Origin of the sequence: Myxococcus dinghuensis (assembly GCF_024198235.1) — a bacterium.
In the GTDB taxonomy this organism is placed as follows: Bacteria; Myxococcota; Myxococcia; order Myxococcales; family Myxococcaceae; genus Myxococcus; species Myxococcus dinghuensis.
In genome coordinates this window covers 181,398-206,414 of the sequence record NZ_JAKCFB010000016.1, presented here as the reverse complement: position 1 = coordinate 206,414, position 25,017 = coordinate 181,398, and the positions used below count along the sequence as shown (strand labels likewise).

Below are 25,017 nucleotides of genomic sequence, written 5' to 3'. Positions count from 1 at the left end.
GTACCCGGACGCGGTACGGGTCGCACCGCACGGCACGTCGGTCCAGGCAGCCGAGCAAGGTGGGCCTCGCGTCCACATTGCGCTGGGAACAAGGGGACACACCCTCCCTCCCAGTCTCTCCAGTAGGGGGTTGCATGGCGTGGCGCGGCGGATGGGTGATGTCGTTGTGGGTGATGGGCGCGGGTTGTGGTGGGACGCTGCCTGAGGGGGTGACGGACACCGGAGAGGAGGCGACGGAGCGCGGCGCTCCGGTCGAGGCGGCGGTCTGCGTCCCGACGGCGGCGGACACCCAGCGGGTCAAGACGGTGTTCCCTCCCTCCACGATTGGCGTCCCCCACCTCGCCTGGGGCCCCGGGTGGTTCGAGGACTTCCAGGGGACGCTGTTCTTCGCGGCCAACTTCGAGGACGGCCGCCGCGCCCTCTGGAAGAGCGACGGCACCAGCGGGGGGACCACCGAGGTGAAGTCCTTCCCCGTCACCGAGGGGACGATGACCCCCGAGGTGGCTCGACTCACCGCGGCGTCCTCCCAGCTCTTCTTCCAGGCGGCGGACGCGGCGCACGGACAGGAGCTGTGGGTGAGCGACGGCACCGCCGCGGGCACCCGCTTCGTCAAGGACCTGACACCGGGACCCGAGGGCTCGTACCTGCCTCACCGCGCCGTGGTGGGCAACTCGCTCGTCTTCATCCGGGAGATCGACGACGACGCCAGTTCGACCACGCGCTACGAGCTGTGGGTGTCGGACGGGACGGCCGCGGGGACGGTCCGCGTGCGCGACTTCGGCGCCGACGTGGAGGTGGGCTCCGCGTCCGTCGACGCGGGAGGGGCGCTGCGCTTCTTCGTCTTCGAGCGGGGTGGGGGCGCCTGGCTGTGGCGTTCGGATGGCACCTCCGCGGGGACCGTCGCGGTCAAGCGGCTGACCTCCTCGCCCGATGCGTTCGTCTCCGGCCTGCGCACGTCCGGCGCGCTGTCCCTGTTCCTGCTGACGGAGGACTCGGGGCTGCGTGAGCTGTGGAAGACGGACGGCACGGCGGCGGGCACGCTGCGCCTGGCCTCCTTCGGTGCCTCGCGGGCCATCGACGTCCTCGGGGCGCTGGGCGGGTCCGCCTATGTCACGACGACGTCCTACGCCACCCAGTACATGGTGCTGTACCGCGTGCCGCTCGCGGGCGGGAACCCGACCTCGTTCGTCACCCTGCCCAACGACTACGTCGCGCAGGGGGAGGCCTTCCCGTTCATCGAGGACGTCAGCCAGGCGCCGGGGGGCTCGAAGCTGTTCTTCGAGGTCACCATCGGCAGCAGCGGCCCGGGGCCCCGGGACCGCCAGTTGTGGGTGACGGATGGCACGGCCGCGGGCACCCAGTTGCTGCGCCGGCCGCTCAGCTTGTCGGACGAGTACGGCTCGCCCGTGTACGCCGTGTCCGACGACCTGGTGCTCTTCACCGCCTTCGACTTCGGGGGGGCTGGCATCGAGCCCTGGGTGAGCGATGGCCGCCCCGACGGCACGCGCCGGTTGAAGGACATCGTCGCGGGGGCGTCCTCGTCGTACCCCCGGGAGTTCTTCCGGGTGGGCTCCCGCGTGTACTTCAGCGCCTACGACGACACGCAGGCCGTCCAGACGTGGTCCGTGGCGCTGGGTGACACCTGCGTGGCGCCTCCTCGGGCCCGCTAGGGCGCGTCACTCGCCCGGCGTCAGCAGGGGCGCAGACCGGGGCACGGTCCCGCCCCGCTGATGCCGGAACGCGACGAAGAGCATGATCGCGAAGGTGACCACGAGCACGGCGAACTCCTCGACGCCGTCGAGCGGGTCCTCGTGCTCGTTGATGAGCGCGAGGCTCAAGAGGCAGAGCACCAGGTGCGTCGCGAAGACGGGGAGCGACGCGCTGCCCAGCATCGCGAGCACCCGGGGCTTCAACCTCGCGACCAGCGGGGGCGCGACCCGACCGACGAGCACCGCGACGACCCCGAAGTTCAGGAGGCGCAGCGCCCCCAACGTCCACTTGTCGAAGAGGAGGGGCGCCCACTCCGTCACGACGCCCAGCCCGAACGCCTCGTAGCGCACCAGGAGGAACGCCACCGACAGCACCAGCGCGCCCGCGAACCTCGAGGCGCTGTGGCGCTGCGGTGGGGGCGCGGGGCTCCGGGCGTGCCGGGCTCCTCGCCAGACGCCGACCACCCAGAGGAACTGCCAGGCGAAGAGGTCGAACGCCCCCGACGTGTCGAACCGCGCCGGGGAGCCGGGGAAGGTCTCCAGCCAGTCATAGAGGGCGTGCTTCAGTCCCACCTGCGCCGCGAGCCACACCAACCCGCTGACGACCAGCATCCGCGCCCAGCCGAACCGGTGCGCGCCCGTGAGCACCAGGGGCGTCAGCGCGAGGAGGACGACGTACAACGGGAGGATGTCCAGCAGGGGCGGGCAGTAGAGCAGCACCAGGCTGCTCCAGAGCGCGGTGAGCGGCTCGCGGTGGAAGAAGTCGAGCAGGTTGCGGATGGCGGGGCGGTCTCCGAACACGCCCAGCGTGCCGATGACGGCGAACGCGAAGGCCAGCAGCCCCACGTGGTACCGGTAGACCTTGAGGGCGCGTTTCCACATCCCCCGCCACATCGTCGCCGCGGGGCCCTTCGGGCGGGCCTGCGTCACGCCGACGAGGAACGCGGACAGGAACACGAAGCCCTCCGCCGCGGAGATGAAACCCAGCGGCTGACTGCTGTACGCGTTCAGCCGGGTCGGCAGGTGCGTGAGCGTCATCAGGACGAGGAGGATTCCCCGCAGGGCGTCGAGCTCGGGGCGGCGTTGCATGGGGCGCGTGGCGACGCGGCGCGCGGCGAGGCGCACCCGTCAATAGGGGACCACTTCCTCCTCCAACTGACGCCGGAGGATGTCGGGGCGCCGTCGCGCGAAGTCGCGCAGGCCCTCCACGTCCACGCTCCACTGCTCCATCGAGCGAGGATGCCGCCACCGCGCGATGTGCTCGCCCATCTCCGGCGCCAGCTTCGCCGCGGCCTGGTCCACCGCCGCGAGCACCCGCTCCGGCGCGAAGGTGGTCTCCAGGTGCCAGGCGAAGCGGGCGAGGAAGCGCGCCTTGAACGCGGGCGACTTCATGAGCGAGCGCAACAGGAGGACCGAGTCCTCGGGGAGGGACTCGTCGCGGAGCACGCGCGCCAGCGAGTTCACCTCGGGGCCGTTCAGCGCGGCCGTGTCCAGGTCGTAGACCAGCCACCGCCACCGCCCATCCCCCGGGGCCCGCGTGGCGCCCGGCGTGCCGTCGCGATACCGCCAGAACTTGACGTTGTTGTGCGGCCAGTCGGCGTTGTCGAGGAAGAGCTGCGCGACCTGGTAGTCGATGAACTCGTCCACGTCGACGCGCGCCTCGACGTACGCGAAGGCCTCGGGGTCGGCGAGGTCGTGCTCCTTCACGAACGTCACCAGCGCGCGATAGGGCTCGACGTCCTCCTCCTCGCCGGTGTCGAGCAGCCCCGGTCCCTCCAGGATGACGACCTTCTTCCGGCTGAGGCCGTGATGGCCCGCCAGGTAGTACTCGTCGTAGCGCTCGCGCACCTCGTGCAGCCCCCAGTACTCTCCGTCGAGGAACACCACGGTGGGGCGGCACGCCTGGAGCGCGAGCGACGTCGTCTCGCGCAGCAGCTCCTGGAGCGTGCAGTCCCGCAGCTTCGTCCAGAGCTGGTCCTGCCCCGAGGTGCGGATGATGAGCCGCTTGAAGTCGCTCAGCGGAAGCGCCGGGAAGAAGGACGCCTGGAACGTCTCCGGGCCGTAGTCCTCCTTCGCGTACAGGCGCAGGCTCTTCTGCGGCATCGCCGCGCTGCCCGAGCCGTGGATGCGCACGCCCGCGTTCTGGGAGAGCACCGGCGCGCCCGACTCGTCGAACCACTCGACGTGCACGGGGCGCTCCCACTCCTTGCCATCCTGCCGGTAGTTGCCGTGCCCCCAGGTGTCTTCCCAGACAGGGTTGTCCGCGTAGGCGCGGCCGGGGACGTAGATGCCCCGGTCCGTGTCGAAGAAGTTCCCGGCGTCCGTCACGAGCGACAGGACGGGCAGGGTGTAGGGCTTCTGTCCGATGAGCCAGGTGCGCGCCTCGCTCGGCCCCACCGGTGTCTCGCCCGCGTACCGCTGGATGCGCACCACCGTGGCCAGCGTCACCGGCCCCTCGGGAGGACTCCACCGCCACTCCTCGGGCGCCTCGGCGGGGTTGGTGCGGACGAGGCTGAGCGGCGCGGGCTGGCCCTGGCGGCGCAGCAGGGCGAGCGGCGCCCGGTACTCGGGCGAGGTGGGCGTGGGCAGCGAGCCGTCCAGCGTGTAGTGCGTCGTCGTGTCGGACTCGGTGGGCAGCGTGAGCAGGGCCTCCGCCGCCACGAGGTTGTCGGCCGCGCCGAACGTCAGGCGCTGGAAGTCGAGCCGCGTGCGGACCTCCGTGCCGGCGGCGTCATAGGCGACGACCTCCAAGGACGCGCTCTCATGGGTCGGCTTCCAGGGGATGCTCCACTGCCCGGCCTCCAGCCGGGCCTCACCCAGGCTCACGCCTCCCTCGAAGACCTCGACGCGCACGAAGGTCGTGGTCCCCTGGAGGATGCCGCGCAGCACGTGCTGCTCGTTGTCCATCGCCTCGATGAGGACCCGGGGCTCCACGACCTCCTCTCGCACCGGCTCGTCCGCCGCCGTGCGCTGACACGCGCAGAGCGAGAGGAGGAGGGCGCCGAGCAGGGCGCGACGCGGGGACAGGGGCGCGCGCGAGGAATGCGCGGAACGCGCCTCCCCCGAGGGCACGGAGAGGAGATGGCTCATGGTTGAGGCGGGCGGGGGGCCAGGGAGTGGTACTCGCTTTGAGCCCATAGCAATTGACGTGCCGCTTCAACCTCATGAAATCAGGACGGTTCCCTGGAGGGTGGGCGTGGCACTCTGCCAGGGACGGTGTGGTGGATTGCCAGGGTGCGGCGGAGGGGAGCGGGGCCCGTGGCCCGTCCTGGTGCTTGCCGGCCCGCGCGGTGCGCGTCACGATTCATGGGATGTACCGGGCGCTGACGCGACGACAGCGGCACCGTGTCCGTGGATGCCCGCACCGCCGCGGGCTCCTGGCGAGGCCCCGGCTGCTTCCACCGAGAGTCCTCGCGCGGAGCCTCACATGAGCGCGGAGGCTTCTCCCCGGCGCTGCGCGACGTGTGGCCGCGAGCTGGCGGCGCGCGAGGTCTACTACCGCTTCCACCTGGTGCTGCAGGGCGAGCAGGACCTCGTCGAGGTCGCGTCGGACGAGGACGAGGGAGAGTCCCTGGAGGCGTTGGTGGAGCGCCTCGCGCGCGCGCCCGAGGACCCTCGGGAGCTGGAGGAGCAGGTCCACTGGGAACGCTCGGGGGTGGTGTGCGGCGCCTGTCGCGCGGTGGTGGTGCGGACGCTGACACCCCCCACGGAAGGTGCCGGACCGCATTGAGGCCGCCCGCCCGGCCCGCGGCCACGGTGCCCTGGGCGTCAGCGTGGCGACTCGTCGCTCACGCGGTAGTGGACGTCGCTCCAGGGGGCCACGCGGCGCACGGAGGTGTCGTCATCCCACGCGCGCACGCTGTCCCGCACCTTCGCCCCCCGCCCAGGGCATGAGCGGATGGACGTGTGGCGGCCGCGACGTGTGGCGTGGCCATGGACGTGCCCGAGTTCATCGCGGTCGCGTGGTCGTGCTCGATTCCCGCGGAGAGGATTTCATCTCCGGGCGCGAACAGGTCGATGCAGGGGCTGTCGTTGGCGAGGCTCGCGCTTTCACACCCCCTCAACTTTCTGAGCGGGGTGGGGTGGAAACAGCAGGCTTTCAAGGGTGGGGCCCCGTCGTCCGCAAGGATGGCGCGATGGCATCGTGATTGCTGTTGGCCGTGCCACCACTGCATGGGGGCTCGTCCATGGACTCGCATCGACTTCGGTTGTTGTTCACCCGGGCGCTCCGGGCATCGCTGGTGTCTCCGCTGGTGCTGGCGGGCTGTGATGGAGGCAGCGCGGACCTGCGGGGCTTCGTCCCGCCGGCCTGTGCGGATGGGTCGGTCGCGATGACGGGGCTGTCGCTTCCGTCGTCTCCGGACTTCGTGCAGTTGCGCATCACCCACGACTCCCTGTCCACGCCGGGGAAGCTCTCGTCGACGGGGACGCCCTGCGCGACGGCGAGCCAGCCGGCGACGTGCCAGGCCGAACTCGAGGCCTTGCGCCCGGAGCATGGCTTCGGGGCGGCGTGCGAGGCCCTGTGTGGCGACTACTTCCTCGCGACGTCGAAGGGGGACGAGGTCTCGGCCATCGATTCGAAGCCCGCCCTGAAGACGTTCCTGGGCGGCATCGACGCGCCGCAGGAGGCGGTGCTGCTCGCCCTGTCGGAGGGCTACAACGTCAGTTGCCACAAGCTCGAACAGGGGGGCGTCAAGGCGGCGGGGGACAGTGGCTTCCAGGTCATCGGCACGCAGGGGTTCGCCTGCGGCGAGGGGACGGCGCTGACCCAGTACGTGCTCCTGGTTTCGTCGGCGGGTGGGGTGACCGAGCTGGAGCGCTACGTGCTCGAGCGCGGGGACAAGAACTGCCAGGTGGGGCGCGTCCCGGTGGGGTTGCGGTCGGACGGCTCGGGGGGCTGCGAGGACGTCCTCGGCCACCACTTCGCCGTCATCGCCCACCTGGAGGCCGCGTCCATCCAGGCCTTCCTCCGGCTGCGCGAGGAGCTGGCGCTGCATGGCGCGGAGGTCGCGCTCCAGGAGGCGGCCCTGCGCAGCGCGCGGGAGGAGGTGCGGCACACGGACATCACCCGGCGCCTGGCGGCCCGGCATGGCGCGAGCGCGGAGGTCCCCCGCGTGGAGGCGCTGCCGCTGCGCTCCTTTTACGAGGTGTCGCTCGACAACGCGGTGGAGGGCTGTGTGCGTGAGACGTTCGGCGCGCTGGTGGCGCACCACCAGGCGCTGCACGCGCGGGACGAGGAGGTGCGCGTGGCCATGGCGGGCATCGCGGAGGACGAGACGCGACACGCGGAGCTGTCCTGGGAGATCGACCGCTGGGCGGCCGGGAAGCTGCCCGCGGGCGAGCGCGAGGCCCTCCGCGTGGCCCAGCGGCGCGCGGTGGAGGCGCTGCGCGCCGAGCTCTCCAAGCCGGTGGACCCGGTGCTCGTCTCCGAGGCGGGGCTGCCCTCGGCCGACGTGGCCGTGGCCATGCTGGACACGCTCGCGCGCGAGCTGTGGGCCTGAGCGGGCCTACGTGGCCGCGAGGACCTCGCGCAGCCGCTCCTCGAGGAAGCGTCGCTCCGGCGCGGTGCGGACCAGCGCGAGGGCCCGGCGATAGGCCACCGCGGCCTCCGCTCCGCGGCCCATGCGGCGCAGCAGGTCCGCGCGGGCGGCGGGCAGCAGGTAGTACTCGGTGAGCCTCCCCGAGGCCTCCAGGTCGTCCACCAGCGCGAGCCCGTGCTCGGGGCCGCGCGCCATGGCCACCGCCGCCGCGCGGTTGAGCTCCACCACGGGGCTGGGCGCGAGCACGCAGAGCCGGCCGTACAACGCGGCGATCTGCTCCCAATCCGTGTCCTCGGGGCGCGCGGCCCGCGCGTGCAGCGCGGCGATGGCGGCCTGGTGGGTGAAGACGCCCCGGGCGCCCAGCGCGAGCGCCGCGTCGAGCTGGGCGAGGCCCTCGGTCATCTCCTCCGGGTCCCACTGCGAGCGGTCCTGCCGGTCGAGCAGGACGAGCCCTCCGTCCGCGGACACCCGGGCCCGGCGCCGGGAGTGGTGCAGCAGCATGAGCGCCAGCAGCGAGGCCACCTCCGCCTGGTGGGGCAGGAGCGCGCGGGTCAGCCGGCCCAGTCGCAGGGCCTCCGCGCACAGGTCCACGCGGAGCAGCTCCGCGCCCTCCGTCGCGGCATAACCTTCCGAGAACAGCAGGTAGATGGCGTGGAGCACCCCCTGCGTGCGCTCCCCGAGCGCGTCCACCTCCGGGACGACGTAGGGGATGCGCGCGTCGCGGATCTTCCGTTGGGCCCGGACGAGCCGCTGCGCCATCGTCGGGGCGGTGACCAGGAAGGCGCGGGCCACCTCCTCCGTCGTCAGGCCGCACAGCGTGCGCAGCGCGAGCGCGACCTGGGCCTCCTGCCCCAGCGCGGGGTGACAGCAGGTGAAGAGCAGCCGGAGCGAGTCGTCGGGCGCGTCACTCCAGTCCACTTCGTCCAGGGCGGGGGCGGCGTCCTGCGCCACGCGCGCGCGGGTCTCCAGCGTGTCCGCGCGGGCGGCGAGCCGGACGTCGCGCCGCACCCGGTCCACCCCCTTGTGGTGGGCGGCGCGCAGGAGCCACGCGCGGGGCTCCGTGGGGATTCCCTCGCGGGGCCATTGCTGGAGCGCCGCCGCGAAGGCCTCTTGAACGACCTCCTCCGCGGCGGCGAAGTCCCCGCCCATCAGCCGGATGACCCGCGCCACGATGCGGCCGTAGTCGGCGCGGTGGGTCCGCGCGAGGATGGACGGGACGTCCTTCACGAGACCTCAGCCCTGGGACTGGGAGAAGTCCACGATGGGGCGCACCTCGATGGTGCCCCACTTCGCGCTGGGCAGGCGCGCGGCGATGGCGATGGCCTCGTCGAGGTCCTTCGCCTCCACCAGGTAGAAGCCCCCGAGCTGCTCCCGCGTCTCCGCGAAGGGGCCGTCCGTCGTCAGCCGCTTGCCGTCGCGGATGCGCACCGAGGTGGCCGTCGTCGTGGGCTGGAGCGCCTCGCCCGCGATGAAGTTGCCGCTCTTCTGGATGGCGTCGGTGAAGGCGAAGTACTCGTCCAGGGCCTGCTTCGACTCGGCCTCGGACAGCGACTCCCAGTTCTTCTCGTTCTCGTAGATGGCCAGCAGATACTTCATGGGAAGGTCCTCACGGGGGTTGAAGGGGAGCTCGTGCTCCCCCTTCCGGTCGAATGGCCACGGGGGAATTCGACCGGGATTTTCGCGGGGATTTTCCGGCGGGGCTCAGCCGGGCTCGCCCAGGGGCGAGAAGTGGCTGAAGGGCCCGGGGCCCCTGCCCAACGGCAGCGGATGCTCCAGCGAGGCGGTGACGTGGGCCTTCGCGCGTCGGGTGGCCTCCAGCACGTCCTGCCCCAGCGCGAGCCACGCGGCGATGGAGGCGGACAGGGTGCACCCCGTGCCATGGGTGTTGTGGGTCTTCACCTCGCGCAGATAGAGCGTCTCCATCCGCTCGCCGTCGAACCACACGTCCACGCCCCGCAGGTCGCCGGGCATGCCGCCGCCCTTGACGAGCACGGTCCGGGGGCCGAGCCGGTGGATGCGGCGGGCGGCCTCCCGCATGTCCTCCAGGGTCCGCAGCTCCATGCCCGCGAGCAGCTCGGCCTCGTGGCGGTTGGGGGTGACGACGGCGGCGAGCGGGAGCAGGTGCTCCTTCAACGCGCCGACGGCCGAGTCGTCGATGAGCCGCGCCCCGGCGCGGGACACCATGACGGGGTCCACCACCAACGGGGCCTGGGCGAGGGACTTCAGGCGCCACGCCACCACGGAGATGATCTCCGCGTTGACGAGCATGCCGGCCTTGACGGCGCCGACCTGGAAGTCGTCCGCGACGGCGTCGATCTGCGCGGCCACCGCGGCGGCGGGGAGCACGTCCACGCGCGTGACGCCCCGGGTGTTCTGGGCGGTGATGGCGGTCAGGGCGCTGGTGCCGTGCACGCGGTGGAACGAGAAGGTGTGGAGGTCCGCCTGGATGCCCGCGCCCCCGCCGCTGTCGGAGCCGGCGATGGTGAGGGCGGTCGGGACGGGCTTGGAGGTCTGCATGCGCCGCATGCTGGAGCACCCCACGTGGTGGGTGCCACTCCAAATGCATGGCCCCGGACCCGCCGCATGCGGGCCCGGGGCTCACGGTGAGTCAAGCGCCGGTCAGATGACGGTGCCCGCGGTCAGGAAGACGACCTCCGCCGCGCGCACGTCCCCCAGGCCGGTGAACGTCGCCGTGTCGACGAGCAGCAGCCATTCACCCAGCAGGCTGCGCTCGTAGAACATGTTCGAGGCGGGCGTCGAGCCCCCGGGCGCCAGGCTGCACGCGTCCGAGAACGCGGCGTTCTGGAAGGGCGTGGTGCAGCCCGCCGTCGCCAGGTCGCACGCGGGGGGCCCGGAGCGGCAGGCGTCGAACGGCACGTAGTGCAGGACGCGCTCGATGCCTCCGGGGCCGTCGCGGTCCATGTCCACCAGCTCGAACTCGCCGACGTACGCGCCCAGCTTGAAGGCATCCAGCGTGTCACGCACCAGCACCGCCGGCACCGTGCTCGTCGAGCCGCTGGCCGTCACCACGTTGACGCGCGCGTTGAGCACGCGGTGGCCGTTGCGCTGCGACAGCTCCAGGGACGCGGCCACGTCGCTCGCGGTGACCTGGAAGCGCGCGGCCCGGTACGTCGTCGCGCCGTTGACCAGGTTGCCCAGCTCCTTCATCCGGGCCAGCTCCGGGGCCGTCATCGGATGGAAGGTGCTCCCGGGCAGGCGCCGGTAGTAGCGCGTCTGGCTCTGGCCGGTGTGGGCGGCCAGGCTGTCCAGGTGCTCCACCAACTGGGTCTTCATCTGCGGGTAGGTGAGCAGGTTGAAGTCGATCTGCGACTGGAACGCGGCCGGGATGGCGCTCTCGCCCGTGGCGGGGTTGAAGGGCAGGAACTGGTACTCCGCCACGCGGACGAGCTCCCAGTAGCGGATGATGAGCTGGTCCAGTGTGCGCAGCGCAGTGGTGTACACCTGCTGCCCGATGAGGAGCTGGTCGTACTTGCGCAGCTCCGTCCCCGAGCTGAAGTTGAGGATGTCGTTGAGCGCGTCCCGCGCGGCGACCGCGTTGCGCTGGCGCATCATCACCAGGTCCCGCTCCATGAGCGCCAGCCGGTACTCGGCCTGCGCCTTGCTGAGCTGGGCCTGGAGGTCGAGCAGGTCCAGGGTGATCTCCACCTGGGACTGGCTGAGGATCTCCTTCTTCACCTCGTCCGCGATGACGCTGCGCGCGGGCTTCTTCTGGTTGTCGGAGATGATGTCCCACAGCGTCGAGCTGCCCGACTTCAGGCTGTCCTTGAAGGGCTTGCTCTTGGCCGCGGCCTCGGCGCTGTTCTTGAGGGCCTCCCACACCTTCGTGTGCAGCGCGGCGGGTTCGTGGCTGGCGGGGCCGGCGCCCGACACCGCCGTGGCGCTCGTCTCCGACTTGAGGGTCTTCTTGAACTCGTCCCACAAGGACTCGCCCGCCTTGCTGGCCAGGTCGGAGGCGAACTGGCCGCCATACGCGGAGGCCACCTTGCCCAGCAGCTCCACCACGAAGTCGCCGAAGTTCTTGATGCCGCCGTTGTAGGCGTTGTTGATGCGTGTGTCCGTCGCCTGGATGCTCTCCGTGAGCAGCGTCAGCGCGCCCTTGCGGTTGTCCATGGACGTCTGGAGGGCGGCGAGGTTCGCCTGGGCCACGGTGATGCGCTGCTCGGCCGCGGTCTTCTCCGCGTCGAGCGTGGTGACCTCCGTGTTCATCATCGTCTGGTGCTGCGTCATCCAGGCCGACAGTTGCAGGCCGTTGGAGAGCGTCAGCCACTGCGTCACCGAGCTGTCCAGCACGCCGTAGAGCGTGTCGAACTCGGCGCGGAGCTGCTCGTAGCGCGGGCGCGGGTTGTGCGGCGTGTCCTTGGCCAGGCCGTAGAAGTTGCGCTGGTTCTGGATGTAGCTGAGCCGGTTGATGTCGTGGGCCATCAGCGGGCACAGCGCGCCGTAGAGGTAGCGGTCGGTGAACGGGCGGTTGGCCGCGAGCGCCTCGTCGCAGCTCATGCCCGCCTGCGCGAGGATGCCGCCCATCTCCATGAGGTTCTGGGTGTAGTGGAACGCGGCCCGCTGGAGCTCGCCGCGCTTGAACAGGGCATTGCCCTGGGCCTGGGTGATGCGCCACGACTGCGGCGCCAGCAGGGCGCGCAGCATGTCCACGTCCCGCCGCGCGGCGCGGAGGATGCGCTGGGTGCCGACGGTGCCCAGCGTGCCCGCGGTCCCGTCCGTGGCGAAGGGGCCCACGGCGCAGGTGCGCTGCTCGTCACGCGGGACGCAGAGGTAGTCGTCGTAGTGCTCGCAGGAGCCCGGGGGGGCCTCGCGCACCGTCACCGTCACCGTGGTGTAGGGGCGGCCGCCGCGCAGGCCCTTCTTTCCACCCTGGGGCGCCAGGGTGACCAGCTCCGCCCGCGTGTCCCGGAACCGGCCGTTGAAGGGCGCCTCCAGGTCCACGTCGTGGAAGGTCTGCACCTTGTTCCGGCAGGCCAGGTCGCCGAAGAACGGGTTGTAGAGGCAGGTGGAGTCCGCGCAGTCCTTGTAGCCGTTCGAGTTGTTGTCGATGCCGTCCGTGCACTGCGCGAAGGTGTTCTCCTGGACGCCACACGCCGCGCCCGCGAGCGGGCTGTTGGCGCACTGGTAGTCGTAACAGTCAGCGAAGCCGTCCCCGTCGTTGTCGAGGCCGTCCGTGCATGTGGCGAAGGTGGCCTCCTGGAGGAAGGGATAGGTCTCCGGCTCGCACAGCTTCACGTAGGGGTTGTTCTTGCAGCCGCTGTCCTCGCAATCCGTCTTCCCGTCCCCGTCGTTGTCGATGCCGTCCGAGCACGTCTCCGGCGTGCGCTCGGAGCCGCAGGCGGTGAGGACGCGGGGGTTGTAGCGGCACTCGTCGTCGGCGCAGTCGATGTCTCCGTCGAGGTCGTTGTCGAGCCCATCCGCGCAGGCGGTGTCGCTGGCCTCCTCCAGTCCGCTGGTCATCGCGAGCGGAGCGCCCAGGCCGCACAGCCCGGCCTCGTAGCAACCCGGGTCCTGGCAGTCGGTGAGGCCGTCCCCGTCGTTGTCGACGAGGTCGAAGCACTGCTCCTGGCCTCCCTCGCCCTGGCCGCCGCAGACGGTGGAGTAGCGCTGACAGCCGAAGTCACCGCAGTCGACGTAGCCGTCGCCGTCGTTGTCCTTCCCGTCCGCGCAGTCCGTCTCCGAGTACTCGCTGTCGGACGTGCGGCCCTGCTGACAGAAGCCGCGCGCGGCGCACTGGGGATCCAGACAGTCGACCTTGCCGTCGTTGTCGTTGTCCTTGCCGTCGCTGCACGCCTCCGCGGAGGACTCCAGCTGGAGCGGCGTGAAGCTGGCGTTCCCGCACACCGTGACGTGCGGGTTCTTCGAGCACGCGTAGTCCGCGCAGTCCTTGTAGCCGTTGTGGTCGTTGTCGATGCCGTCGGAGCACTGCGCGTTGTCCGCCTCCGTGAGCAGGTCGCACAGGGCGATGGCGGGGTTCCACCGACAGGCGAGGCTCTGGCAGTGCAGGTCCTCGTCCATGTAGCACTGCTCCGGCGTCACCCGCTTCGACTTGGACGGCTCGTTGGGAACGCCCGGGCCGATGAGCGAGGTGTAGCGGATGACGACGTCGCCCGAGCGACCGCCCTTGCCGCCGTTGCTGCCGTTCTGCGGCGCGCGGGTGGAGGTGCCCGTGCAGGTCACCTTCGGGTCGGGGCCGTTGTTGCCGGTGATGGTGGCGGTGATGTTCGTGGCCGTGCCCGCCGCGCCGTTCCAGCCGTCCTCGCCGCGCTCCGCGACGGTGTTGACGCGCACGCCGTTGAGGACGTTGGTGTAGAGCACGAAGCTCCCGCCCGCCTGACCGTCGCGCCCGTGGGGGAGGATGGCGTCGTTCGGGTCCGAGTCATGCTGGGGGGCGCGCGGGTCGGGCGTGGTGCGGATGGGGAGGTCGTTCGAGACGAACTCACCCGAGGCGACCAGCAGCGACACCCCGCCCGTCGTCACCGGGCCGGCCAGCTCCACGCGCGGCGCGATGACGACGATGGCGGCGTACTTGCGCTGGGTCGGGTCGCCCTCCGTCGGTTCGTAGAGGCTGGCGCAGGCGTGCGTGGTGAAGCAGGCGTTGGCGGAGAGCGTGTTCCAGGTGATGACGGGGGACTGCGTGGCGAGCACGCCATCCGCCTGGGGCAGCAGCGCCTGGTTGCCGCGCAGGAACACCGGGTAGTCGCGGGCATACGCGGTGAGCACGCGGACCTTGTCGGTGGCGACGTGCCGCTGGGTGAGCACCGCGCGGAGGTCATCGAAGCGGGGGCTGGGCAGCATCGCCAGCAGCTCTCCCACGGTGGCGTCGAGCGTGGCCGGCGCGGGGGGCAGGCCCCGCAGCTCCGAGAACTCCATGGGCGACGAGAACGCCAGGGCCTGCGCCGACGTGCCAGTCATTGACGCATCGGGCTGTGTGCCTTCGTCCCATCCGCCCGTTCCATCACATGCACCCAGCGCCAGCGCGCAGACCACTCCCCAGGCGCCCCGCCAGAGGTGGCGGGGGCTTCGTTGAAAATCCATCGCGGTTGCTCCTTTGCTGGCGAGCTGAACGGGGACCGCGGATTTCCTTCTCCAGATTCGCGTGGACTACCATCCCGCGCACCATGTCCCGCTCCCGTCTCTCCGCTGGTAGCGTCCTGGTGTTCCTGTTGAACCTCCTGCTGCTCCCGCCCGGCACCGCCGAGGCCCGGACGGCCTTGCTCCAGGCGGACGGCCACTGGCGCCTGGAAGTGGACGGCAAACCGTATGTCGCCAAGGGGGTGACCTTCAGCGGTTCCAGCTCGTCGGCGGCATATGACGCGGACTGCGCGCGGCTGGCGTCGCTGGGCGTCAACACGCTGCGGACGTGGGGCGTGGGGGCGGAGACCCGCGCGCTCCTCGACGCGGCGCACAAGCACGGCTTGAAGGTGCTCGTGGGGCTGTGGATGCGCCATGGCCAACCCGGCGCGGAGGACGACGACTCCTTCGACTACCTCACCGACACCGCGGGCATGAAGAAGCAACACGCCGACACGCTGGAGAGCGTGCGCCGCTACAAGGACCACCCCGCGGTGCTCGCCTGGGGGTTGGGCAACGAGGTCATCCTCAACAGCCCCAACGACGCGGCGAAGGAGGCCTACGCCCGCTTCCTGGAGAAGGTCGTCCAGGACATCAAGAAGGCGGACGGGGACCACCCGGTGGTCTCCGTGGACGCGTGGGTGCTCGCCGTGCCCTGGTGGGAGAAGTTCGTGCCGTCGTTGGATGCGTATGGCCTCAACGTCTACGGCCGGGGCGTGGACGTGCTGCCCGGGGAGCTGAAGAAGCTGGGCGTCACCAAGCCCTGGCTCATCACCGAGTTCGGCGCGCAGGGCGAGTGGGAGGCCCCCAAGGACGCGAACGGCATCCCCCGCGAGCCGGACGACCGTGAGAAGTACGCCATCATCGTCGACACCTGGACGCGCAGCCTCGCGCCCCACGTCGCGGACGGGCGGTGTCTGGGCTTGTTCGTCTTCAACTACAGCGCGACGTTCGACCACACGAGCCTGTGGCTGGGCATGTTGTCGGGCAAGCTCCTGCGGCCCGCGTATCACGCGGTGCGCGAGGCCTACTCCGGCCATGCGCCCGTCACGCCACTGCCCGAGGTGAAGGCCTTCACCGTGCGAGGCGTGAGCCGTGAGCCCGGCGGAGCCTGGGCGGACGTCCACTTCGAGGCGAGGGACGCGTTGGGCCGCCCCCTGGATGTCTCGTTCGCCTACAACTTCCGCGGCGCCGCCACGCGCTTCGAGCGCGGCGAGGTCATCCGCTTGAAGTCCAGCCCCGGCCCCACGCCCGACTCGTGGCGGGTGCGCGTGCCCTCCACCGTGAAGGGGCCCATCAAGCTCTACGCCTTCGCCAAGGACGCCTCCGGCACCCTGGTGATGGCCACCAACTCCGTCGCCGCGCCCGCCGGCCGCTGAGCCGGGGGCGGCGGGGCTGGTTCGTCAGGAAGGGATGGATTTTTCATTTATTGAGAAATTGAGTGTTTCTCGCGTCATCCGCGTCTATAGGTCGGCGCGAATGCCACGAGTCCCCCCTCCGCGCCCCTCCACTCCCGGCGACACGACCTCTCCGCCCGCACCGACGAAGGCCTGGCGATGGCGCCTGGGCGCCGTGGGCGGGTTGCTCCTCCTGGGAGTGGCGTGGGGGCTCTGGCCCGCCGCCAGGGAGGAGGAGGCTCCGGTGGTGGGGGCTCCTCGCCCGGAGCAGGAGGCGTCGACGGAGCGCGAGGCGGCGCGGCATGGCGCGGGGCAGGAGGTCTCCGCGGAGTCGGGAGACGCGCTGGCCGCCGCGCCTCGCTACGACCCCACCACGTGCTGGAGCGACCTGGCGCGCTTCGACGAGGGCGTGCGCGTCGACACGTTCCGGGAGTGGGCCGCGCCGCTGCTCGCGTCGAGGGATCCGCTCGTCCGCATGTACCTGAAGGAGCGGCTCACCGAGCTCATCGGCGGCGACGCGGGGAGGGCCCTCGAGGTGCTCTCGTGGACGAAGGAGGCGGGGCCCAAGGAGTTCAAGGTCTTCGCCATGGCCTTGAAGGACTCGGAGGCGGTGCACCGGCCGGAGGTCGCGAGGGGCATCCTGGACCTGGGCCTGGACACGGCGCTGGAGCCGGAGCGACGCGCCGGGGTGTTGTCGGCGCTGGATACGCAGCGGCGACTCTCCGCCGAGACGCTCACCCGGCTGACGGACTTCGCGAAGGACCCGGCCTCCGGCGAGGCGGGGTGGGCCGCGGCGCGGACCCTCGCGCGGGTGATGCGCAACGACCATGCGCGCGCGGCGGACGCGGCGCCGTACCTGGACGGGCTGCTGACGATTGGCCAGGAGTCGCTGGACGAGCACGTGCGCTACATGGCGCTGTCGACGCCCATGGAGACCGCGCCCGTGCTGGATGCGCGCGCGGTGGGGCGCTACGCCCAGGTGCTCACGACGGAGGGCAGCCCGGATGGGCGGGGGGCGGCGGCGCACAACCTGGCGCTCTCCGAGGACCCCCGGAGGGTCCTGGAGACATTCGAGCGCGCCTTCGGACCGGAGCAGGACGTCTGCGTGCGCTGGGCCCTGTTCCGCTTCTCCGCGCGCGCTGCCGGGCGTGACGCGCTGCCGGTCATGGCCCGCATGGCGCTTACGGACCCGCGCTTCCAGACGACCTACCAGGACTTCGAACGCATCTACGCCAGCGGCGTCATGGACTTCGAGCGCGTGTGGCTGTCGCTCCCGGACCAGGACCCGTACGGCTGCCTCCACCGGGATTGAGCCGGGAGCGTGCCCCCATGAATCGTCGTCACCTCCCCGTGTGGGTGTCGCTGTGGTTGTCGTCGTCGCCGTGCCTCGCGGCGGGGGCGCCGGACGCCTCCGTGTCGCGCGCGCCCGAGCCGCGCGCGCAGGCCTGCTCCGTCGAGGGGCTGATGGACTCCATCCGGCGGGGACTCCAGTCGGGGTCTCCGGCCTACCAGCGCTACCTCCGCGAGCTGTTGAAGGAGTCCGCCGTCACGCTGCCGGAGGCGGCGCTGCGCGAGGCCTTCGAGCGGGAGACGGCGCCGGTCATGGTGGAGCACCTGGCGGCGGCGCTGGCGGCGAGGACGGACCGGGGGGAGGGGGTGGAGACGTTGCGGCTGGTCGCGAAGCGGGCGCTGGGGGACGCGGACCCGGCGGTGCGCGCCGCGGCCACGCGGGCCCTGCGGCGCACGAGCGCGGAGGAGCACACCGGGGACATGTACCAACGCCTCGTGCGGGACGCGTCGCCCGAGGTGCGCGCGGAGGCCGCGACGAACCTCATCGAGGACAACCAGTACGTCTACGCGGGCGCGCATGGGCCGGCCTCCGACGTGGCGGTGGCGGCGGCGGTGGCGTCGTCGGACCCGGCGGTGACGGCGCGCATCCTCGGCAACATCTCCACGGCGCCCATCAGCGCGGAGTCCGCCCAGCGCATCCACGCGCTGGTGGACAGCGACGACGCGCGGGTCCGCGCCGCCGCGGTGACGGCGCTGGGCGGCGTGCCCGCGGCGCAGATGGAGCGGGCGCGACAGGTGTTGGCGACGAGGTACCGCGACGAGACGGACGTGGGCGTGCGCTCCGCCATCCTCCAGGGCCTCGCCCGGCTGGGGTTCTCCAGCGCCATCCCGGAGCTGCGGCGGCTGCGCGGCGTGGACCCCCGTCTCACGGGGGAGGCCGACGCGTGGATTCAAGCACTGAGTACCGGTCTTCAGGAGTGGAGCCTGCTCCTGAGGGAGAAGCAGCGCGTGGGCCAGGCTCATTGAGCAGTCTCTTCGGGGCCGCGACGGGCGGCCCGAAAGGAACAACGATGCGTAGCTCCAAGACGCGCCTCGCGGTGCTCGCGACCCTGGCGGCCCTTCCGACCGCCGCGGTCGCCTATACCGCCGTCGCGCCGTACCCCAGCACCGTCAGCGCGACCACCTACTACTCGAGCGGCACGTACCATGGCGCCGTGGACGTCGCGAACTCCCGCTGCAACTACTGGGGAGCCGAGACGGGGGTCTCCGCCACCGTCTATTGGAACGTGACGGTGCGCACCTCGGGGGTGGTGTGCAACGGCAACGGCAGCGGCAACCAGAACGAGGCGCTGCTCAACCTGGGGAGCGGCTGGTCCTTCCGCCAATGGCACTGGATCAAGACGAGCGACTCCTACGACCGCACGTGCAACCGCTGCCAGGTCGGCAACCTGGGCGGCACCGGCAACGCCACCGGTCCCCACTCCCACTTCCAGAAGGACCAGTACGGCACCAAGAACACCTCCTGGTACTCGTCGTACACGACGAAGGGCGAGGCGCTCGATCGGGGTGAGTTGATGGGCTACATCTAGCCGCCAGCGCTCCGGTTCCCTCCGGAGCACGGGCCAGGGCGGTCGAGCAGGTCGCCCTCCCTGGCTCGTGGTGCGGCCGGCCATGCGTCAACTTGACGCGGCGCCACACCCTCCGCCTCCGAGGTATGAAGGGGCGTGCTCCGTCCGCCCTCCCACTCCTCGGCGGTCCCGCCTGGCACGTCGCTGTCGAGGCCCGCGCTCTCCGGGTTCCGTCGCTCCGCCCAGGACATGGCGGACCTGCTGTCGTCCACGGCCATCGCGCTGAACTGGATGATGCGGTTGCGCTGGCACGCGGTGGCGGGGCAGGCGCTCAGCGTCGTCATCGCCACGAAGGTCTTCGAGCTGGACCTGCCCGTCTTCCCGCTGCTGTTGCTGGTGGCGACGACGGGGGTGTCCAACCTGCTGCTCATGCTCTGGCTGCGGCGCGACCCCGTCGTGCATCCGCACCACATGGGCGTCGTGCTCGCGTTCGACACGGTGCTGCTGACGGCGCTGTTGTCCCTGTCCGGGGGGCCGGACAACCCCTTCGGCATGCTGTACCTGCTGCACGTGGCGCTCGCGGCGCTCGTGCTGGGGCCCCGGTGGACGGTGTTCCTGGCGTGCCTGGCGGTGCTGGGGCCGGCGCTGCTGCTGCTGTGTCACATCCCGCTGCGCGAGGCGGCGCACGCCATCGGGGGGGTGCCCGCCGGCATGCGCCACACGATGGGGATGTGGGTCGCGTTCACGCTCACGGTGCTGCTCATCGCGTTGATGGTGGCGCGGGTGTCGGGGGCGCTGCGAGACAGGAACATGGCGCTGGTGCGCACGCAGCTCCTGGCGGCGCGCGCGGAGCGGCTGGCGTCCCTGAGCACCCTGGCCGCGGGCGCCGCGCACGAGCTGGGCTCGCCGCTGGGGACCATCGCCATCGCGGCCAACGAGCTGGAGGCGCTCATCCTGGAGGACCCGCAGCAGGCGCTGGAGGATGCCCGCCTCATCCGGGACCAGGTGGAGCGCTGCCGCGACATCCTGGAGCGCATGAGCGCCCGGGCCGGGCAGGCCGCCGGAGAGCTTCCTGAGCCGACGACGACCAGCGTGGTGCTCGGCCGGCTGCGTGAGCAACTGGGCGCCGGCGAGCTGGCCCGCGTGCGCTTCGACACGAGCCCGGACCTGCCCTTGTTCCTGCCCACGCGCGGGCTGGTGCAGGTGCTGGCCAACCTGGTGCGCAACGGCCTGCAGGCGAGCGAGTCCGGGCAGGCCCCGGTGTCCGTGCGTGTGCTGGGTGGGGAGGGGGGCCGCGCCCGCTTCCTCGTGGAGGACCAGGGCGCCGGCATCGCGGCGGACCTGCTGCCGAGGCTGGGGGAGCCGTTCTTCACCACCAAGGCCCCGGGGCAGGGCATGGGGTTGGGGCTGTTCCTGAGCCAGACGTTCGCGGCGCTCTGTGGGGGACGGCTGGAGCTGGCCTCGGAGCCGGGCAAGGGGACGTGCGTGATGCTGGAGCTGCCGTGCCGGAAGGAGTCGCTGAATGTCGCCGCCTGAGACGCCTCCGGTCGTGCTCGTCATCGACGACGACGAGCCCTATCGCGAGCGGCTGGTGCGGGCCTTCGGGCGCAAGGGGTTCGCGGCGCATGGGGCCTCGAGCGCGCAGGAGGCGCTGGCGCACGCGCGGGCGCTGCGCCCGGGCTATGCCGTCATCGACCTGCGTCTGCCGGATGGTTCGGGGCTGGACCTGGTGCGCGAGCTGAAGGCGCTCGACGCGCGCGTCACGATGGTGGTGCTCACGGGCTATGGGAGCATCGCCACGGCGGTGGAGGCCGTGCGGCGCGGGGCGACGCACTACCTGTCGAAGCCGGTGGACGTGGACGACATCCTGCTCGCCTTCGCCGGCGCCACCCTGCCGGCGGGCGAGGCGGCGGCCCGGGAGCACCAGGTGCCTTCCCTGGCGCGCGCGGAGTGGGAGCACATCCAGCGCGTGCTCGCGGACTGCGGCGGCAACATCTCCCAGGCCGCGCGGCTGCTGCGCATCCAGCGCCGCAGCCTCCAGCGGAAGCTGTCCAAGCACCCCGTGCGGGACTGAATTCCCACGCACGCGGGGGGTGCGTCACCAAGACGCACGAGGCGCAGGGGCCGGACGGTTAGGTTGGCGCCTTGTCGGGAAGTCGACGGTCGTTCCGGGCACGGACGGCGGGGCACGCCCGGACGGAGACGCGAAGGCCATGCTCTATCCCACGGTTCTCTGGCTCCACTCCTGGTTGCGCTGGGGCGTGGTGCTGCTGGTGCTCTTCGCCGTGAGCAGGTCGCTCGTGGGCTGGCTGCGCGGGCGCGAGCGGACCCGCGGGGACCGGCTCCTCCAGGTGGGCTGTGTCTCCGCGTTCGACCTGCAGATGCTGCTGGGCATGCTCCTGTACTTCGGGCTCAGCCCCTTCACGCCCGTGGCGACCGGTTCCTTTCGCGCCAACCTGGCCGTCCCCGCGCTGCGCTTCTTCAGCGTCGAGCACCCGACGGTGATGTTGCTGGCGCTCGCGGCCGCGCACGTCGGGTCCGCGCTGGGTCAGCGGGCGGAGCCGTCCGCGCGGCGCCACCGGCTGTGGGCGCTGGGGCTCCTCGTCGCCATGGCGCTCGTCGCCGTCGGGATTCCCTGGGCCGGGTTGTCCCATGGCCGTCCCCTGTTCCGGAGCTTCTGAGGTCCTCGCGCCATGTTCGATCTCCTCTGGTTGCTCATGATGCTGCCCTCCACGGAAACGCCCGTGTCCCGGAAGGCGGGGCGCGCGCAGTCGGGAGGCCGGCGTCTCCCGAAGCAGGAGAGTGTGTCCGAGTCGTCACTTCCGCCGCCTGCGCGAAGGGCTCGTCCCCAGGTCCAGGCCCGCCAGTCGCGAAGGTCGCCTGCCCGGTCGCGTCGCTCGGGGCGGCGGGGCTCGAGATGAGGCGGCTCACGCCTCGGGTGCGGGTCCCACCCCGGTGCCGGAGGTAGGGGACTCGACTTCGGGGCACATTCGACTTGTGGTGGGGCGGCGCATGCCGGAACCTCGGTGGTGATGAAGCCATCTCTTCCGGTCATGGCCTCGCTCCTCGTCCTCGTGAGTACCGGAGCCTGTCGGCGACAGCCCTCCTCCGAGAGCCCGCGGTGGGAGACACTTCCCCAGGCCGAGGCGGGCCAGCTCCGACCGCTGGATGCCTTCGAGCGGATCGAGGACCGGGGGCTGCGCTCCCAGGCCCTGTTCCTCGAGGCCAGCCGCGTCTTCTTCCATCCGCGCTGCGCGAACTGTCATCCCGACGGTGACAGCCCCTTCCAGGACTCCGGAGGGCAGCCGCACAGCCCGCCGGTGACGCGCGGCCCCGAGGACCGGGGCGTGGTGGGCATGGAGTGCGCGGGCTGTCATCAGGACCACAACCTGGAGCTGGCGCGTGTGCCGGGGGCGCCCAACTGGCACCTGGCGCCGCGCACCATGGCCTGGGTGGGCAAGACGCCGCGTCAGGTGTGCGAGCAGCTCAAGGACCCGGCGCGCAATGGCGGCAAGACGCTGGCGCAGCTGGTCGAGCACAACGCGCATGACGAACTGGTGGGGTGGGGATGGAACCCCGGAGCGGGGCGCGAGCCCGCGCCGGGAACTCAGGCGCACTTCGGGCGCATCGTCGCGGCCTGGGTGGCCACGGGCGCCGAGTGCCCGGGCGAGGAGGCACGGCCATGACGACACTCAAGGTTCGCGTCAACGGGGAGGACAAGGAGCTGGACGTCGACCCGGAGATGCCGCTGTTGTGGGCGCTGCGCGACGTGCTGCGCCTGACGGGCACCAAGTATGGCTGTGGTCAGGCCCTGTGCGGCGCGTGCAGCGTGCACCTGGACGGGCAGGTGGTGCGCGCGTGCGTGACGCCCATCCGCCGCGCGGAGGGGCGCTCCGTCACCACGATTGAAGGCCTCTCTCCGGATGGAGGGCACCCCCTCCAGCGCGCCTGGGTCGAGATGGGCGTGCCGCAGTGTGGGTTCTGCCAGTCCGGTCAGTTGATGTGCGCGGCGGCGCTGCTGGCGAAGAAGCCGCAGCCCACGGACGCGGACATCGACCAGTCGCTCGCGGGCAACCTCTGCCGCTGTGGGACGTACACGCGCATCCGCGCGGCCGTGAAGAAGGCCGCGGGCCTGCCGGACGGGAAGTAGGGAGGACGCGATGAGCCAGCCAGTGACGATGACGCGTCGTTCCTTCCTCGAGGGGCTCAACCTGTCGGTGGGAGGCCTGGCCCTGGGGCTGGGCCCCACGCTGACGGAGGCGGAGGCCCGCTCCAAGGTCGTGCCCACGGTGCTGAAACCCAACGTCTTCGTCCACGTGGCGGCGGACGGAGTGGTCACCATCGTCTGCGCCCGCTCGGAGATGGGGCAGGGCGTGCGCAGCTCCCTGCCGGTGCTCATCGCGGATGAGCTGGGCGCGGACATGGCGCGGGTGCGGGTGCTCCAGGCGGATGGGGACAAGGCCTACGGGGACCAGAACACGGACGGCTCCAGCAGCGTCCGCGGCGTCTATGACGACCTGCGCCGCACCGGGGCCACCGCGCGCACGATGCTCGTCACGGCGGCGGCGAACCGCTGGAAGGTGAAGGCTGTCGACTGCGAGGCGCGCGACCATGCCGTGTTCCGCCGGGGCACGGGGGAGTCCATCGGCTTCGGGGAGCTGGTGCGGGACGCGGCGCGCCTGCCCGTGCCGCGCGCGGAGGACGTGCGGCTGCGCCCGCGCGCCGAGCTGCGCAACGTGGGTGGGGACCTGCCCCTCTTGGATGGGCCGGCCTATGTGAACGGCACGGCCGTCTTCGGCGCGGACATCGCGCTGGAGGGGATGCTCGTCGCGGTGGTGGCCCGGCCCGCCGTCGTCGGCGGACGCGTGATGCGCTTCGACGCGACGCGCGCGCTCGCGGTGCCCGGGGTGAAGCACGTGGTGGAGGTTCCGGCGCCGAAGGCGCCCTACCTCTTCCAGTCCTGGGGCGGCGTGGCGGTGCTGGCGGAGAACACCTGGGCGGCGATGCGCGGGCGCGCGGCGCTGGACATCACCTGGGAGGATGGCGGGAACGAGACGTACGACTCGGAGGCGTTCCGCGAGACGCTGCTGGCGTCCGTGCGCGCGCCGGGGGAGCCCTTCCGGCAGGTGGGTGACGTGGACGCGGCCTTCGCGAGGGCCGCGCGGGTGGTGGAGGCGGAGTACTGCACGCCGCACCTGCCGCACGCGCCCATGGAGCCGCCGGTGGCGCTGGCGTGGGTGAAGGACGGGGCCTGCGAGGTCTGGGCGCCCACCCAGCATCCGCAGGCGGCGCGGACGGAGGCGGCGCAGGTGGCGGGCCTGCCCGAGTCGCAGGTGACGGTGCACGTCACGCTCCTGGGCGGTGGCTTCGGCCGCAAGTCGAAGGCGGATTTCGTCGGGGAGGCCGTGTACCTGTCGAAGCAGGTGGGGGCCCCGGTGCGCGTGCAGTGGACGCGCGAGGACGACATCCGTCACGACTACTACCACACGACCGCGGCCCAGCGGCTCCGCGCCGCGCTGGACGAGCAGGGGCGGCCGACCGCGTGGCTGCATCGCACGGCGTTCCCCTCCATCCGCTCCACGTTCTCCACGGACGTGAAGGGGCCGGTGTTCCGCGACTTGAATCAGGGCGTGCTCGACCTGGCGCTCGCCATCCCCAATGTCCGCGCGGAGGCCTGCGAGGCGCTCGCGCACGTGCGCATCGGTTGGCTGCGCTCCGTGTACAACATCTTCCACGCGTTCTCCGTGGGCTCGTTCATGGACGAGCTGGCGCATGCCCGGGGCATGGACCCGCGAGACAACCTGCTCGACGTCGTGGGGCCCGCGCGGCACATGTCGCTGGCGGAGCTGGGCGTGCCCAAGTTGCCCAACTACGAGGCGCCGCTGGAGAAGCACCCCGTGGACGTCGGCCGGCTGCGCGGGGTCATCGAGCGCGTCACGGAGCTGTCGCGCTGGAGCGAGCGCGGGAAGGACGGGCGGGCGCTGGGGCTCGCGGCGCACCGCAGCTTCCTGAGCTACGTGGCCGTCGTCGTGTCCATGAAGAAGGACGAGGCGGGCCGCGCCCGCGTCGACGAGGCGTGGGTGGTGGTGGACGCCGGGCTGGTCGTCAACGCGGACCGCGTGCGCGCGCAGATGGAGGGCTCGGTCATCTTCGGGATGAGCCTGGCGCTCTATGGCGCCATCACCATGAAGGACGGCGCGACCCAGCAGTCGAACTTCCGCGACTTCCGGCTGGTCCGCATGGCCGAGGCGCCCCGTCGCATCCACGTCGACATCGTCCGGAGCGAGGAGGCGCCGGGTGGCGTCGGCGAGCCGGGCGTGCCGCCCGTGGCTCCGGCCATCGCGAACGCGCTGTTCGCCCTGACGGGGACACGGGCGCGGGATTTGCCCATCATCCGGTCGCATCGGGTGTGAGAGGT

Annotated in this window: 19 protein-coding genes; 13 read left to right on the top strand and 6 right to left on the bottom strand. The window is 71.6% G+C overall.

All coding sequences use genetic code 11. The annotated features are described in order from the left end of the window. Positions 1-134 precede the first annotated feature (134 nt). Positions 135-1,670, top strand: a complete 1,536-nt coding sequence (locus LZ198_RS21990) for an ELWxxDGT repeat protein (protein WP_253973993.1) — start codon at positions 135-137, stop codon at positions 1,668-1,670. 6 nt (positions 1,671-1,676) lie between these two features. On the opposite strand, the gene opgC is transcribed toward LZ198_RS21990, so the two are convergent. Together opgC and LZ198_RS21980 are read right to left on the bottom strand one after the other, a co-directional pair. Continuing rightward, on the bottom strand, positions 1,677-2,834 hold the full coding sequence (gene opgC, locus LZ198_RS21985) for an OpgC domain-containing protein (RefSeq protein WP_253973992.1): 1,158 nt from the start codon (positions 2,832-2,834) through the stop codon (positions 1,677-1,679). A 3-nt stretch (positions 2,835-2,837) separates the two neighbouring features. Next, on the bottom strand, positions 2,838-4,799 hold the full coding sequence (locus LZ198_RS21980) for a CotH kinase family protein (protein WP_253973991.1): 1,962 nt from the start codon (positions 4,797-4,799) through the stop codon (positions 2,838-2,840). Between the two features lie 337 nt (positions 4,800-5,136). Between LZ198_RS21980 and LZ198_RS21975 the strand changes: the two genes are divergently transcribed. Beyond that, entirely contained in the window at positions 5,137-5,439 is a 303-nt protein-coding gene (locus tag LZ198_RS21975; RefSeq protein WP_253973990.1) for a hypothetical protein, read from the top strand. A 457-nt stretch (positions 5,440-5,896) separates the two neighbouring features. Beyond that, entirely contained in the window at positions 5,897-7,210 is a 1,314-nt protein-coding gene (locus LZ198_RS21965; RefSeq protein WP_253973989.1) for a ferritin-like domain-containing protein, read from the top strand. Between the two features lie 6 nt (positions 7,211-7,216). On the opposite strand, the gene LZ198_RS21960 is transcribed toward LZ198_RS21965, so the two are convergent. The 4 genes from LZ198_RS21960 to LZ198_RS21945 form a co-directional block, all read right to left on the bottom strand. After that, a complete protein-coding gene (locus LZ198_RS21960) occupies positions 7,217-8,476 on the bottom strand; it encodes an RNA polymerase sigma factor (protein WP_253973988.1) in 1,260 nt (419 codons plus the stop codon). A 6-nt stretch (positions 8,477-8,482) separates the two neighbouring features. Further along, entirely contained in the window at positions 8,483-8,845 is a 363-nt protein-coding gene (locus tag LZ198_RS21955) for a YciI family protein (protein ID WP_253973987.1), read from the bottom strand. Positions 8,846-8,950: 105 nt separating this feature from the next. Continuing rightward, a complete protein-coding gene (thiD, locus tag LZ198_RS21950; RefSeq protein ID WP_253973986.1) occupies positions 8,951-9,775 on the bottom strand; it encodes a bifunctional hydroxymethylpyrimidine kinase/phosphomethylpyrimidine kinase in 825 nt (274 codons plus the stop codon). Positions 9,776-9,868: 93 nt separating this feature from the next. Continuing rightward, positions 9,869-14,185, bottom strand: coding sequence for a hypothetical protein (locus tag LZ198_RS21945; RefSeq protein ID WP_253973985.1), 4,317 nt, complete (start codon positions 14,183-14,185; stop codon positions 9,869-9,871). Positions 14,186-14,391: 206 nt separating this feature from the next. On the opposite strand from LZ198_RS21945, the gene LZ198_RS21940 reads away from it, so the two are divergent. The 10 genes from LZ198_RS21940 to LZ198_RS21895 all read left to right on the top strand — a co-directional run bounded on the left by LZ198_RS21940 (position 14,392) and on the right by LZ198_RS21895 (position 25,012). After that, on the top strand, positions 14,392-15,723 hold the full coding sequence (locus LZ198_RS21940; RefSeq protein ID WP_253973984.1) for a glycoside hydrolase family 2 TIM barrel-domain containing protein: 1,332 nt from the start codon (positions 14,392-14,394) through the stop codon (positions 15,721-15,723). Between the two features lie 265 nt (positions 15,724-15,988). Next, positions 15,989-17,053: a hypothetical protein gene (locus LZ198_RS21935; RefSeq protein WP_253973983.1), complete on the top strand. Its 1,065-nt coding sequence runs from the start codon at positions 15,989-15,991 to the stop codon at positions 17,051-17,053. 17 nt (positions 17,054-17,070) lie between these two features. Next, positions 17,071-18,057, top strand: a complete 987-nt coding sequence (locus LZ198_RS21930; RefSeq protein WP_253973982.1) for a HEAT repeat domain-containing protein — start codon at positions 17,071-17,073, stop codon at positions 18,055-18,057. Between the two features lie 44 nt (positions 18,058-18,101). Continuing rightward, on the top strand, positions 18,102-18,620 hold the full coding sequence (locus tag LZ198_RS21925) for a hypothetical protein (protein ID WP_253973981.1): 519 nt from the start codon (positions 18,102-18,104) through the stop codon (positions 18,618-18,620). A gap of 135 nt (positions 18,621-18,755) precedes the next feature. After that, a complete protein-coding gene (locus LZ198_RS21920; protein ID WP_253973980.1) occupies positions 18,756-20,135 on the top strand; it encodes an ATP-binding protein in 1,380 nt (459 codons plus the stop codon). Beyond that, on the top strand, positions 20,122-20,673 hold the full coding sequence (locus tag LZ198_RS21915) for a response regulator transcription factor (protein ID WP_253973979.1): 552 nt from the start codon (positions 20,122-20,124) through the stop codon (positions 20,671-20,673). The genes LZ198_RS21920 and LZ198_RS21915 overlap by 14 nt, the downstream gene beginning before the upstream one ends. A gap of 139 nt (positions 20,674-20,812) precedes the next feature. After that, complete coding sequence (locus LZ198_RS21910) at positions 20,813-21,280, top strand: hypothetical protein (protein WP_253973978.1); 468 nt, start codon at positions 20,813-20,815, stop codon at positions 21,278-21,280. Between the two features lie 351 nt (positions 21,281-21,631). Further along, positions 21,632-22,285 carry an Isoquinoline 1-oxidoreductase subunit gene (locus tag LZ198_RS21905; protein WP_253973977.1) on the top strand — a complete coding sequence of 218 codons (654 nt, stop codon included), beginning with the start codon at positions 21,632-21,634 and terminating at the stop codon, positions 22,283-22,285. Next, positions 22,282-22,749 (top strand): (2Fe-2S)-binding protein, encoded by a 468-nt coding sequence (locus tag LZ198_RS21900; protein WP_253973976.1) that lies wholly within the window; start codon positions 22,282-22,284, stop codon positions 22,747-22,749. Before LZ198_RS21905 ends, LZ198_RS21900 begins: the two co-directional genes overlap by 4 nt. A 10-nt stretch (positions 22,750-22,759) precedes the next feature. Further along, on the top strand, positions 22,760-25,012 hold the full coding sequence (locus LZ198_RS21895) for a xanthine dehydrogenase family protein molybdopterin-binding subunit (protein WP_253973975.1): 2,253 nt from the start codon (positions 22,760-22,762) through the stop codon (positions 25,010-25,012). The last annotated feature ends 5 nt before the right edge of the window (positions 25,013-25,017 follow it).

Excerpts from the sequence above, each read along its gene's own strand:
- LZ198_RS21990 (WP_253973993.1), top strand. The coding sequence starts at position 135 with ATGGCGTGGCGCGGCGGATGGGTGATGTCGTTGTGGGTGATGGGCGCG.
- LZ198_RS21980 (WP_253973991.1), bottom strand. The coding sequence starts at position 4,799 with ATGAGCCATCTCCTCTCCGTGCCCTCGGGGGAGGCGCGTTCCGCGCAT.
- LZ198_RS21975 (WP_253973990.1), top strand. The coding sequence starts at position 5,137 with ATGAGCGCGGAGGCTTCTCCCCGGCGCTGCGCGACGTGTGGCCGCGAG.
- LZ198_RS21965 (WP_253973989.1), top strand. The coding sequence starts at position 5,897 with ATGGACTCGCATCGACTTCGGTTGTTGTTCACCCGGGCGCTCCGGGCA.
- LZ198_RS21955 (WP_253973987.1), bottom strand. The coding sequence starts at position 8,845 with ATGAAGTATCTGCTGGCCATCTACGAGAACGAGAAGAACTGGGAGTCG.
- thiD (WP_253973986.1), bottom strand. The coding sequence starts at position 9,775 with ATGCGGCGCATGCAGACCTCCAAGCCCGTCCCGACCGCCCTCACCATC.
- LZ198_RS21945 (WP_253973985.1), bottom strand. The coding sequence starts at position 14,185 with ATGACTGGCACGTCGGCGCAGGCCCTGGCGTTCTCGTCGCCCATGGAG.
- LZ198_RS21940 (WP_253973984.1), top strand. The coding sequence starts at position 14,392 with ATGTCCCGCTCCCGTCTCTCCGCTGGTAGCGTCCTGGTGTTCCTGTTG.
- LZ198_RS21930 (WP_253973982.1), top strand. The coding sequence starts at position 17,071 with ATGAATCGTCGTCACCTCCCCGTGTGGGTGTCGCTGTGGTTGTCGTCG.
- LZ198_RS21925 (WP_253973981.1), top strand. The coding sequence starts at position 18,102 with ATGCGTAGCTCCAAGACGCGCCTCGCGGTGCTCGCGACCCTGGCGGCC.
- LZ198_RS21915 (WP_253973979.1), top strand. The coding sequence starts at position 20,122 with ATGTCGCCGCCTGAGACGCCTCCGGTCGTGCTCGTCATCGACGACGAC.
- LZ198_RS21910 (WP_253973978.1), top strand. The coding sequence starts at position 20,813 with ATGCTCTATCCCACGGTTCTCTGGCTCCACTCCTGGTTGCGCTGGGGC.
- LZ198_RS21905 (WP_253973977.1), top strand. The coding sequence starts at position 21,632 with ATGAAGCCATCTCTTCCGGTCATGGCCTCGCTCCTCGTCCTCGTGAGT.
- LZ198_RS21900 (WP_253973976.1), top strand. The coding sequence starts at position 22,282 with ATGACGACACTCAAGGTTCGCGTCAACGGGGAGGACAAGGAGCTGGAC.
- LZ198_RS21895 (WP_253973975.1), top strand. The coding sequence starts at position 22,760 with ATGAGCCAGCCAGTGACGATGACGCGTCGTTCCTTCCTCGAGGGGCTC.